The organism is Ectopseudomonas chengduensis (assembly GCF_900102635.1).
Classification (GTDB): domain Bacteria; phylum Pseudomonadota; class Gammaproteobacteria; order Pseudomonadales; family Pseudomonadaceae; genus Aquipseudomonas; species Aquipseudomonas chengduensis.
This window is the reverse complement of the sequence record NZ_FMZQ01000010.1, coordinates 134,852-146,920: the sequence shown is the minus strand read 5'-3', so window position 1 is coordinate 146,920 and position 12,069 is coordinate 134,852. Positions and strand designations below refer to the sequence as shown.

The 12,069-nt window shown below is 62.8% G+C and carries 10 protein-coding genes and 1 pseudogene; 6 read left to right on the top strand and 5 right to left on the bottom strand.

The genetic code is table 11. From position 1 onward, the window contains the following. Positions 1–75 precede the first annotated feature (75 nt). Positions 76–1,617 carry a murein biosynthesis integral membrane protein MurJ gene (murJ, locus tag BLS08_RS16605; RefSeq protein ID WP_090336952.1) on the bottom strand — a complete coding sequence of 514 codons (1,542 nt, stop codon included), beginning with the start codon at positions 1,615–1,617 and terminating at the stop codon, positions 76–78. Between the two features lie 191 nt (positions 1,618–1,808). Between murJ and rpsT the strand changes: the two genes are divergently transcribed. Beyond that, a complete protein-coding gene (gene rpsT, locus BLS08_RS16600; RefSeq protein ID WP_003243036.1) occupies positions 1,809–2,087 on the top strand; it encodes a 30S ribosomal protein S20 in 279 nt (92 codons plus the stop codon). A gap of 291 nt (positions 2,088–2,378) precedes the next feature. Here the strand turns inward: rpsT and BLS08_RS16595 are convergent, their stop codons facing one another. Continuing rightward, positions 2,379–2,666, bottom strand: coding sequence for a PA4642 family protein (locus tag BLS08_RS16595; protein WP_090336950.1), 288 nt, complete (start codon positions 2,664–2,666; stop codon positions 2,379–2,381). Between the two features lie 172 nt (positions 2,667–2,838). On the opposite strand from BLS08_RS16595, the gene dauA reads away from it, so the two are divergent. After that, on the top strand, positions 2,839–4,566 hold the full coding sequence (gene dauA / locus BLS08_RS16590; protein WP_090336949.1) for a C4-dicarboxylic acid transporter DauA: 1,728 nt from the start codon (positions 2,839–2,841) through the stop codon (positions 4,564–4,566). 141 nt (positions 4,567–4,707) lie between these two features. Here the strand turns inward: dauA and BLS08_RS16585 are convergent, their stop codons facing one another. After that, a complete protein-coding gene (locus tag BLS08_RS16585; RefSeq protein WP_045734172.1) occupies positions 4,708–5,265 on the bottom strand; it encodes a hypoxanthine-guanine phosphoribosyltransferase in 558 nt (185 codons plus the stop codon). Between the two features lie 239 nt (positions 5,266–5,504). Here BLS08_RS16585 and upp point away from each other — a divergent pair, with 239 nt between their 5' ends. Together upp and BLS08_RS16575 are read left to right on the top strand one after the other, a co-directional pair. Further along, positions 5,505–6,143, top strand: coding sequence for a uracil phosphoribosyltransferase (gene upp, locus BLS08_RS16580; RefSeq protein ID WP_021488127.1), 639 nt, complete (start codon positions 5,505–5,507; stop codon positions 6,141–6,143). Position 6,144: 1 nt separating this feature from the next. Then, complete coding sequence (locus tag BLS08_RS16575; RefSeq protein WP_090336947.1) at positions 6,145–7,407, top strand: uracil-xanthine permease family protein; 1,263 nt, start codon at positions 6,145–6,147, stop codon at positions 7,405–7,407. Between the two features lie 219 nt (positions 7,408–7,626). Here the strand turns inward: BLS08_RS16575 and BLS08_RS16570 are convergent, their stop codons facing one another. Further along, a complete protein-coding gene (locus BLS08_RS16570) occupies positions 7,627–8,640 on the bottom strand; it encodes a DUF481 domain-containing protein (protein WP_090336945.1) in 1,014 nt (337 codons plus the stop codon). Between the two features lie 161 nt (positions 8,641–8,801). Next, positions 8,802–9,793: pseudogene (locus BLS08_RS16565) on the bottom strand (DUF481 domain-containing protein). A 16-nt stretch (positions 9,794–9,809) separates the two neighbouring features. Between BLS08_RS16565 and BLS08_RS16560 the strand changes: the two are divergent. Then, positions 9,810–10,184, top strand: a complete 375-nt coding sequence (locus BLS08_RS16560; protein ID WP_090336942.1) for an MGMT family protein — start codon at positions 9,810–9,812, stop codon at positions 10,182–10,184. Positions 10,185–10,227: 43 nt separating this feature from the next. Then, positions 10,228–12,024: an AmpG family muropeptide MFS transporter gene (locus tag BLS08_RS16555; protein ID WP_090336941.1), complete on the top strand. Its 1,797-nt coding sequence runs from the start codon at positions 10,228–10,230 to the stop codon at positions 12,022–12,024. Positions 12,025–12,069: the final 45 nt, after the last annotated feature.

Here is a 12,069-nt window from a genome sequence, read left to right as displayed (position 1 = left end):
CGCTTCTTGTTCACAAAGTGGCCGATTATACGCACAGCAGGCCATGCACAACAGGCATCGCGATACGTGAAACCGCTACAAGGCCCGCCGGGCAAAATCGCGCGGACGGAAGCCCAATATGAGCAGCATGCCGAAGTAAGCAACCAGCCCAGCGGCCACCAGCGCGCCGAGACGCAACAGGCGCACGAGCATTTCCCCTTCCGCCCAGGCTGGCATGACCTGCAGCAGCCCCAGTAACACAGCGACCATCACCGCCACCGCGACCACCAGCTTGAGCAGAAACAGCCCCCAGCCCGGCAGCGGCTGGAAGATATCGGCACGACGCAGCTGCCAGTACAGCAAGCCGGCATTCAGGCAGGCCGCCAGGCTGATCGCCAGCGCCAGGCCGACGTGCGCCATATCCAGGCCGAACACGAACAGCGCGTTCATCGCCTGGGTCGCCAGCAGGCTGACGATGGCAATGCGTACCGGTGTCTTGATGTTCTGCTGGGCATAGAAGCCGGGCGCGAGGATCTTGATCAGAATCAACGCCAGCAGGCCGACCGAATAAGCCACCAGTGCCCGCTGGGTCATCAGCGCGTCCTCTGCACCGAACTTGCCGTACTGGAACAGCGACACCACCAGCGGCTCGGCGAGAATCGCCAGCGCCAGGGTGCAGGGCAGCACCAGCAGAAAGCACAAACGCAGCCCCCAATCGAGCAGGCGGCGGTACTCGTCGCGATTCTTGCTCGCATAGGTTTTCGATAGCGCCGGCAGCAGGATGGTCCCCAGTGCCACGCCCAGCACGCCCGAGGGCAGCTCCATCAGGCGGTCGGCGTAATACATCCAGGACACCGAGCCGGCCACCAGGAAGGAGGCGAAGATGGTGTTGATGATCAGCGAAATCTGACTCACCGAGACGCCGAAGATCGCCGGCCCCATCTGCTTGAGCACGCGCCAGACGCCCAGATCACCGAAACTCAGGCGCGGCAGCACCAGCATGCCGATCTTTTTAAGGTGCGGCAGTTGCCAGAGCAACTGTGCCAGCCCGCCGACCAGCACCGCCCAGCCCAGCGCCATGATTGGCGGGTCGAAATAGGGCGTCAGAAACAGCGCGAAAACGATCATGCTGACGTTGAGCAGCGTCGGCACGAACGCAGGCACCGAAAAACGGTTCCAGGTATTGAGCACGGCCCCGGCCAGCGATGACAGGGAGATCAGCAATATATAAGGAAAGGTCACCCGCAGCAGATCGACGGTCAGCTCGAAACGCTCGGCCTCATCGGCAAAACCCGGTGCCGTAGCCCAGACGATCCAGGGCGCTGCGAGCACGCCGATGGCCGTGACCAGCGCCAGCACCAGGGTCAGCAAACCTGAGACGTAGGCAACGAAAGTACGTGTGGCCTCCTCGCCCTGCTGCATCTTGTACTCGGCCAGGATCGGCACGAAGGCCTGCGAGAACGCCCCTTCGGCAAAAATACGGCGCAGCAGGTTGGGCAGTTTGAAGGCCACCACGAAGGCATCCGACGCCACCCCGGCCCCGAAGGTACGGGCAATGATGGTGTCGCGCACGAACCCCAGCACGCGTGACACCATGGTCAGTGAACTGACGGCAGCCAGGGACTTGAGCAGATTCATGGGGTATTTCGACTTCCATAAAAAGGTGCAGTAGCGGACAATCCGCCGCCCAACGAAGGCGTCGAGTGTAGCGAGCCACCACTGGTCAGGCCAGCACAGGAAAGCGTCATCAGACTTGACAGCAGGCAGATGGATCGGCATGATTCGCGGCCTTATTTGTCGTAACCCCCCAGTTTTCGAGGAGCTTGACGGTGGCCAACTCACCTTCTGCCAAAAAACGCGCCAAACAGGCTGAGAAGCGCCGTAGCCATAACGCCAGCCTGCGCTCGATGGTTCGTACCTACATCAAGAACGTAGTCAAGGCTATTGCTGCCAAAGATCTCGAGCTTGCCAAAACCGCTTACACTGCAGCCGTTCCGGTCATCGACCGCATGGCTGACAAAGGCATCATCCACAAGAACAAAGCCGCTCGTCACAAGAGCCGCCTGAACGCGCACATCAAGGCGCTGGGCGAAGCTGCTGCCGCCTAATCGCGACAGGTTCTTGAAAAACCGGCCCTGGAGGCCGGTTTTTTATGGCTATGTCCCTGTTAACTGTTGCTAGGGTTCCAAGGAAGGCCGGGAGCCTTGTAGGGTGGGCTTTAGCCCACGCCAACCACCGTTGGTGGGCTAAAGCCCACCCTACGGGCCTTTGCACCCACTCCCAACACTTAGCGCAGACATAGCCTTTTTTATTGCCCTAAATTCAAGTCCGCAGCCGTGCACCCATAAAAAATGCCCGCCTCCTTGCGAAGTGCGGGCATTTCTCGAAAACAGCGAAGATCAGCCGCGAGCAGCCTTGATCACTTCGATGTAGGGCCCGGCATTGCGCTGATCCTGAATCAGCGCGATGAAATCATTGCCCTGCGCATCGGTCGCCGAGAGGTCGTAGCCTGCAGCAACGAAGAAACCCACAAAGCGCTCGAAATCATCGATACGCAGACCGCGATAAGCCTTGACCAGCTTGTGCAGCGAAGGCGGTGTGGCGTCCGCTGGTTCCACCGCAAGGAACAGCTTGATCGAGTCATCGCTGATTTCTTCGCCAATCACCTGCTTCTTGTCTTTACGCATCGCCCGCTCCCGCCAGCATTACAGAGGGCCGGCAGTGTACCGCCGCGCCGCGCGCGGCTCAACGCGTAGCCGGGCAGGCTAACACGCGAACAATCGACACGACAGCCGACCTAGGTCATGCCGCGCCCAGTGAACTGGCTCCTATAATGCGCCAAGCCATTAGGAAGCCAGCATGTCACGTCCATCGTTACCGCTGTTCGCCGCCTGGCGCCAGACGCTGCGCGCCGGCTACTCCTGGAAGGCCCTGCGCGGCGACCTGAGCGCCGGCCTGACGGTGGGCATCATCGCCATTCCGCTGGCCATGGCGCTGGCCATCGCCGTGGGTGTGGCGCCGCAGCATGGGCTCTACACCGTGCTGATCGCCGCACCGCTGATCGCCCTGTGCGGCGGCTCGCGCTTCAATATTTCCGGCCCCACCGCCGCCTTCGTGGTGATTCTGCTGCCGATCACCCAGCAGTACGGCCTCGGCGGCTTGCTGCTGTGCACACTGATGGCTGGCGTGATCCTGATCATCCTGGGGCTGCTGCGCGCCGGGCGTCTGATCGAATTCGTACCCTACCCGGTGACATTGGGCTTTACCGCCGGCATCGGTATCGTCATCGCCGTCCTGCAGATCAAGGACCTGTTCGGCCTGCACCTGGCGGGCGCGCCTCAACATCTGCTGGAACAGGTGAATCTTCTGCTGCGCGCCCTCCCCAGCCTGCAGCCTGGCGACAGCCTGGTGGGCGCGGCGTGCCTGGCAACACTGCTGATCTGGCCGCGCCTGGCACCGAAAGTCCCCGCCCACCTGGTCGCCCTGGCGGTTGGCGCACTGCTCGCCCTCGCACTGGAACGCATGGGGCTACCCGTGGCGACACTGGGCGAGCGCTTCAGCTACTCACTCGACGGCATCGAGCATCCCGGCATCCCACCCTTCCTGCCGGACCTGGCCCTGCCCTGGAACCTGCCAGGTGCTGACGGCCAGCCGCTGGTGCTGTCGTTCGAACTGATCCGCCAACTGCTGGCCCCGGCATTCGCCATCGCCATGCTGGGCGCCATCGAGTCACTGCTGTGCGCCGTGGTGGCCGACGGCATGACCGGCAGCAAGCACGATCCCAACGCCGAATTGATCGGCCAGGGCCTGGGCAATCTGGCCGCGCCGTTCTTTGGCGGCATCACCGCCACCGCCGCCATCGCCCGCACGGCAGCCAACGTGCGTGCCGGGGCCTTTTCGCCGATGGCGGCACTGGTTCACGCCGGCGTGGTGCTGGCAGCGATTCTGCTGCTCGCGCCGCTGTTCAGCTACCTGCCGATGGCGGCGCTGGCGGCGCTACTGCTGATGGTGGCGTGGAACATGAGCGAACCTCATCACGTCGCCCACACCCTGCGCATCGCCCCACGTGGCGATGTGCTGGTGCTGCTGACCTGCCTGTTGCTGACGGTGCTGTTCGACATGGTGCTGGCCGTGGGCGTCGGCCTGCTGCTGGCAGCCGGACTGTTCATCAAGCGCATGAGCGAGCTGACCGATACCGCAGCGCTGAGCCGGCAGCAACGTCAGGCCCTGCAAGACCTGCCCGAGCACGTGCTGGCTTACGCCATTCGCGGCCCGCTGTTCTTCGGCGCGGCGGAAAAGGCGCTGAGCGTGCTGCGCCGCTTCACCCCAGGGGTGCGCGTGGTGATCGTCGATATCAGCGCCGTGCCGCTGCTGGACATGACCGCCATCGCCGCGCTGGACAATGTGCTGCGCGACTATCGCCAGCAGGGTGTGGCGCTGATCCTCAGCGGCCCCACCGCGCAGGTACGCCTGCAACTACGGCGCGCCGGCGTGCGCAGCCGCGAGGGCGAACTGGCTTATGCGCGGGATCTGCCGCACGCGCGGGAAAAGGCATTGCGCTGGTTGGGAGAGACCCCGAAGCTGTGACCGGATTTCATCCGGCCTTCGCGCCCGACGGCGATCTGTAGGAGCGGCGCCCCGCCGCGAAGCTGGGCGACACTGACATCAACAGCTTCGCCCCGGGGCGGGGCTCCTACGGAAAGCAGGTGTGTGAACCTGGTATCAGGCTTACAGCCCCTTGACCGCGTAGATGCCGGCGGCGTTGCGCCAGTAGCCCTTGTAGTCCATGCCGTAGCCGAAGATGTAGCGGTCGATGCACTGCAGGCCCACGTAATTGGCCTTCAGGTCCGGGCGAGCCTTGCGCTCGTGCTCCTTGTCGATCAGCACCGCCGTGTGCACGGCACGCGCGCCGGCATGGCGGCAGAAATCGATGATCGCGCCGAGGGTATGCCCTTCGTCGAGGATGTCGTCGATGATCAGCACGTCGCGGTCGATGAACGACACTTCCGGCTTGGCCTTCCAGAACAGCTCGCCACCGCTGGTTTCGTTGCGATAACGGGTGGCGTGCAGGTAAGACGCTTCCAACGGGAAATTCAGTTTGGTCAGCAGCTTGCCGGAGAAGATCAGGCCGCCATTCATCACGCAGAACACCACCGGGTTGCGCTCAGCCAGCTCGGCGTTGATCTGGCTGGCGACCTTGTCGATGGCCGCTTCCACCTCAGCTTCGGTGAACAGGCAGTCGGCTTCCGCCATGATTTGGCGAATGTGCGCGAGATCGGCGGACATGATGGGACTCTCTCTTGATCGGACTGATGAATGGCGGCGAACAGCCTGAAAGCTGATCGAACCGTCAAATAAAAGCGGGCAAAGGTACAGACCCTGGCAACGCTTGCCAAGTATCGACTGACCAGCGTAGCCGATGCACGGCGCGGGGTGGCGTGACTCATCAGTCACCCACCACTTGGCATGAGCAATGCTTTAATCTAACGCGATTTTTCCCAGAGCCCCGTTGGAGATCCCAGCCCATGCCCACTCGCGAGATCCGCCACCCGCTGATCCGTCACAAGATCGGCCTGATGCGCCGCGCCGATATCAGCACCAAGAATTTCCGTGAGCTGGCCCAGGAAGTGGGCGCCCTGCTGACTTATGAAGCCACCAACGACCTGCCATTGGAAGCCTACGACATCGAAGGCTGGGCGGGCACCGTGCAGGTCGAAAAGATCGCCGGCAAGAAGATCACCGTGGTTCCGATCCTACGCGCCGGCATCGGCATGCTCGACGGCGTGCTCAGCCTGATTCCCGGCGCGAAGGTCAGCGCCGTGGGCGTGGCACGCAATGAGGAAACCCTGGAAGCGCACACCTACCTGGAAAAGCTCGCGCCGGAAATCGACTCGCGCCTGGCGCTGATCATCGACCCGATGCTGGCCACCGGCGGCTCGATGGTCGCCACCATCGACCTGCTGAAGAAAGCCGGCTGCAAGGACATTCGCGCCATGGTTCTGGTCGCCGCTCCAGAAGGCATCAAGGCGGTCGAGAAGGCGCACCCGGACGTGACCATCTTCACCGCCTCCATCGATCAGCGCCTGAACGAGCACGGCTACATTATCCCGGGCCTGGGCGATGCCGGTGACAAGATCTTCGGCACCAAGCAGAAGGACGCCTGACATGTCGCAGACGGAATTCAACGATCCGCTCTGGCGCCAGGGCATTTCCGGCGCGCAGATGCTGTTCGTGGCCTTCGGCGCCCTGGTGCTGATGCCGCTGATCACCGGCATGGATCCCAACGTCGCGCTGTTCACCGCCGGTATCGGTACCCTGCTGTTCCAACTGGTGACCAAGCGCCAGGTTCCGGTGTTCCTGGCCTCCAGCTTCGCCTTCATCGCGCCGATCCTGGCCGCCAAGGGCGAATTCGGCCTGCCCGCGGTGATGGGTGGCGTGATCGCGGCCGGCCTGGTCTACATCCTGCTTTCGCTACTGGTCAAACTGCGCGGCCCCAACTTCATCGACCGCCTGCTGCCGCCGGTGGTGATCGCGCCGGTGATCATTTCCATCGGCCTGGCGCTGTCGCCGGTCGCAGTGAACATGGCCATGGGCAAGGCCGGTGACGGCAGCGTCGAGCTGGTGCCCTACGGCACCGCGATGATGATCTCGATGCCGGCGCTGATCACCACCCTGCTGGTGGCCGTGCTGGGCCGTGGCATCTTCCGTCTGGTGCCGATCCTCGCCGGCATCGCCGTTGGCTGCGCCATCGCCGCCGTGCTCGGGGTGATCGACACCAGCGCCGTGAGCCAGGCCTCCTGGCTCGCCGTGCCCAACTTCATCGCACCGGAACTGCATTGGGGCGCCATCCTGTACATGGTACCCGTGGCCCTGGCTCCGGCCATCGAGCATATCGGCGGCGTGGTGGCGATCGGCAACGTCACCGGCAAGAACTTCGTCAAGAAGCCAGGCCTGCACCGCACCCTGCTCGGTGACGGCCTCGCCACCTCGGCAGCCGGCCTGTTCGGTGGCCCGCCCAACACCACCTACGCCGAAGTCACCGGCGCAGTGATGCTGACCAAGAGCTACAACCCGAAGATCATGACCTGGGCTGCAGTTTTCGCCATCGCCCTGGCCTTCATCGGCAAGTTCGGCGTGGCCCTGCAGAGCATTCCGGTACCGGTAATGGGCGGTATTCTGTGCCTGCTGTTCGGCTCGATCGCCGTGGTCGGCCTCAACACACTGATTCGTCACCAGGTCGACCTGTCCGAAGCGCGCAACCTGATCATCGTCTCGGTGACCCTGGTATTCGGCATCGGCGGCATGGTGATTGGCGGCAAGGAATTTGCCCTGTCGGGTATTTCCCTGTGCGCCATCAGCGCCCTGCTGCTCAACCTGGTACTGCCAGGCGGCGCCGGCTGGAAGAAAAAGGACGGGCAAGAGGCCTAATGTCTGTCAGTTAAGCGTCGACGCTGCCAATGGGTAGGAGCGGCGCCCCGCCGCGAACCAGGGCGATACGCGATTGAAAAGCTTCGCCCCGGGGCGGGGCTCCTACGAAAGACCGCTTTGGCAAGCTTATCTGATCGGCATTGGGCAAGAGGCCTGATTCTCTCGCCCAAGAAAAAGCCCGCGATTGATTCGCGGGCTTTTTCTTGACGCTGGCGAACGTTACCAGCCGACACCAAAGCCAAGGGTGTAGCGGGTTTCATCCAGATCCCCTTCGGCACCGCTGACCATGTCCTTCTCGGCCTTCATGTTCAACGACGCCCAGTCGGTGACCTTGTAGCGCAGGCCGATCTCGGCATCCAGGCTATAGTCGGCGGCGCTGCTGAGCGGGCGCACCACTTCACCGACGCTGAACAGCTCGACGGTCTTGCCGATCAGATAGCGGTTGTAGTCCCACTTCACGCTCATGGCATAGAAACGGTCCTGTTCACCGTTGCTATACAGGTAGTCACTGCGGTTGGCCAGGGTGGCGAGGGAGAACGCCCCCAGCTCGTCATCCCAGAACTGGTAACCCGGACCGGTACCCAGGGTGCGCTGACGCTCGACTTCTTCGATACGGTCGCGCTTGTACTCGAAGCGCCCCTGCCAGAACCATTTCTCCGTGAGGAAACGGTCAAGGGCATATTCGGCGTTCCAGTTGTCGGTGCTGACGACGTCGTTTTTCAGCTCGCGGTTGTAATCGGCCAGCGCGTTATGCCGCCACAGGCCATGACGGGCCTGGGTCTTGATGCCGACATCGTAGTCGTCGGAGTCGCGCTCACCGCGCTTGTAGTCCAGACCGAGGTCGACATTGCCCTTCCAGGTGAAGTCCTCGACCAGCGGCTTGGGCTTCATGATCTGTTCGATCTGCGCCAGCTCGATGGTTTTCGGCGAGTCACCATTGGCCAGTGTCACCTTGCCCGGCTCGGCGGCCAGCAGCGATTTGGCACGCTCGCCATCCACAGGGCCAAGTTTGACCAGCAGCTCATGGTCGCTTTGCAGGGTGGCGATTTTCTTCCAGCTCAGCGGGATGGAGCCGCCGTAGTCGGTTTCCAGCAGCAGTTTGCTGCCGTCGAAGAAACGAATGGTGCCGGTCAGGCGGTCACCGTTGGTCAGCCAGACGGTGTCGGCAAAAGTGGCGGAGCTGAGCAGGGCAAGGCTCAGACCAAGCAGCGAGAAGGATGATGGACGCGACATGGCAGGTCAGTAAGGCTCTGATGGGCGAAAAAGCCGGGCATTATCCGCAAGCCCGACACTTGAGCAAGAGCTGACCGACAGCCTGCCGTAGAGTTCAGCGTATTTGGTCGGCCAACCCTGCGCAGGACGCTGCTGCCTGCTGCATGATTGGCCTTGCAGGCTCACCAACCGATGCCGACACCGATCAGGTAATGTCGGTCAGAAACCCTCTGACCCTGGGCCGCCAGCTGATTGAGCTCATACAGCAGCAACAGCCGCGCCACTGGTTGAGGCGGTAGCGCAGGCCGAATTCGCTATCGAGCACGTAGTCGATTTCTTCGATATGCGGGATCTGCAACTGGGCATTGGCATAGAACTCCAGCCGCGTACCCCACAGCAGGCGCTTGTAATCCAGCTCCAGCGAAGTGGTATTGAACGCCAGATCAGCAACATCCGACTCCAGACGCACGCGATTGAACTGCCCGATCAGGTCGAAGCGACCCAGTTCGTCATCCCAGAAGCGATAACCGGGGCCGGTGCCGACGATACGCTGACGGTCGACGATCTCGAATTCATCCTCGCCCTGCTGCACGCCCGCACGCCAGAACCAATGCTCGGTCAGAAAGCGGTCGAGGTCGTATTCCAGCTCCCAGTTGTCTTCGACCTTGCGATCATTCTTAATTTCACGCTCCAGTTCGCCGCTGAGCAGATGGCGCCAACGACCATGCTCGACGCGGGTATTGCCCTTGAGCTTCCACTCGTCGACATCGTTCTCGTTGCGCTTCATGTCCAGTTTGGCATCAAGGTTGCCCTCCCAGAGACGATCCTCCAGCAACGGCCGTGGCGGCACCAGGCGCTTGATCTGCGCCAGCGGCAAGGTGTACTCGCGCTCACCCTGCACGCGAACCATGCCCGCGCCGGCGGCGGCCAACCTTTCGCTGCGCTCGTTGTCGAAACCGCTGCGCCGCACCAGCAGGGGCTTGTCGGAGCTGAGGGTATCGATATCCTTCCAGTCGATCAGCACCTGGCCGGCATATCGGGTCTTGAGCGCCAGCTTGCCGCCATCGAGCAGGATGATCTCACCGCTCAGACGATCGCCGTTGTTCAACCAGACGGTATCGGCCCAAAGCGGTGCAGCCAGGATTGAAAGACACCAGGCAATCAGTACACGCATGATAAGGACGCACCCCATGGGCAGGATTAAACCCGCAGAGTCTGCATGGCCGGCCTCGCCACCGGCAAGCGCAGAGGCACGCCGCGAAGCGCTGTACCTGGTATTGGCACAGGTGCCGGCCGGTAAGGTCGTCAATTACGGCGAGCTGGCGCAGTTGGCCGGCCTGGGCCGCGCCGCACGCTGGGTCGGTCGTACCCTGGGCCAACTCCCCGATGGCACCACCCTGCCCTGGCATCGCGTCATTGCCGCAGGCGGCCGTCTCAGCCTGAGCGCTGGCAGCCCGGCGGGCGCCGAACAACGGGCGCGCCTGCGGGCGGAGGGCATCAGCATCCTGAACGAACGTGTGGATATGCGTCGTCACGGCTGGCGCCCGATGGAGCACAGCAGTTAGAGTGCGCCCTACGAACCACCCCTCCAGCCCAAATTCGAGCCTGATGCCACGCAAATCCTGGCGAGAAGCCCTCGCCACCTACGCCAACCCCGCCACACTGGCGCTGCTGCTTCTGGGCTTCGCCGCCGGCCTGCCCTACATGCTGGTGTTCTCGACCCTGTCGGTCTGGCTGCGCGAAGCCGGCGTAGCACGCGAGACCATCGGTTTTGCCAGCCTCATCGGCCTGGCGTATGCCTTCAAATGGGTCTGGGCCCCGATGCTCGACCAGTGGCGCCTGCCAGTGTTGGGCAAGCTTGGCCGGCGCCGCTCCTGGCTGGTGCTGTCACAGGGCCTGGTTGCCATCGGCCTGATCGGCATGGCGCATTACGACCCGCAAACGCACCTCTCGACGCTGATCGCCCTGGCCGTGCTGGTCGCCTTCGCTTCGGCCACCCAGGACATCGCCGTCGATGCCTACCGTCTGGAAATCCTCGGCGATGAGCATCAGGCTGCGCTGGCCGCCGCCTACATGACCGGCTACCGCGTCGCCGCGCTGCTGGCCACCGCCGGCGCGCTGTATTTCGCCGAAGGCTTCGGCTCGACCGCCAAGGACTACCAGTTCAGCGCCTGGACCGGCACCTACATGGTCTTCGCCCTGCTGATGCTGCCTGGCTTGCTCACCTCCATCTGGATGCGCGAGCCGCCAGCACCTCCGCACATCAATGTCGCGCCACCCAAGCATGGCTTTTTCCACCAACTGCTGGCGATCAGCGCGGTGATCGTGCTGATCATCGCCGTGCCGACCATGTTCATCCAGTTCTATCAGAGCGATCTGATGCCAATGCTGCTCGGCGACGTCAGCATGCAGGAGCTGCTCTACAACGACCGCGCCTTCCTGCGTGCGCTGCTCTACAGCACCCTGGCCTGCGTGTGCGCCTCCGGGCTGTTCTGGGGTGGGCTGGCGCCGGTGCTGAAAACGGCAGCGGCAAGGTATGGATTCTTCCATCAGCTGCTGTCCGTGCTGCTGCTGATCATCCTGCTGATCGCCATCCCGGCCATGGTCACCCAGTTCTACGAAAGTGACCTGATGCTGGTGTTCCAGGGCCAGATAAGCCTGCAGGAGCTGCTCTACTACGACCGCGCCTTCCTGCGTGCACTGCTCTATACCCTGCTCACCGGCCTGTCCATCTCCAGCCTGTTCTGGGGCGGCATGGCCCCGGTGCTGACGCCGATCAACGACTTCATCGTGCGCTATCGCTGGCAGGCGCTGCTCTTGCTGAGCCTGATTGCCACCTATCGCCTGTCCGACACCGTAATGGGGGTGATGGCCAACGTCTTCTATATCGACCAGGGCTTCACCAAGGAGCAGATCGCCAGTGTCAGCAAGATTTTCGGCCTGGTGATGACCCTGCTCGGCGCCGGGGTCGGCGGGCTGCTGATCGTGCGTTTCGGCATCATGCCGATTCTGCTGATCGGTGCCACCGCATCGGCGGCCACCAACCTGATGTTCATGCTGCTGGTGGGCATGGGCCCACACCTGAACATGCTGATCGTCACCATCAGTTGCGACAACTTCAGCGCCGGCCTGGCCACCTCGGCGTTCGTCGCCTACCTGTCGAGCCTGACCAACCTGAAATTCTCGGCCACCCAGTACGCCCTGCTCAGCTCCATCATGCTGCTGCTGCCGCGCCTGATCGGTGGTTATTCCGGCGTGATGGTGGAAAGCCTCGGCTACGCCCACTTCTTCCTCGCCACGGCGCTGATGGGGATACCGACACTGCTGCTTATCATCATTCAGTGGCGCCGCGACAAACGCCAAGCGCGGCCTGAGACGACACCGTCTGCTGTCGAGCAAGCCTGACACCAGGCAGAAAAAAGCCCCGGATCGACCGGGGCTTTTTTGTGG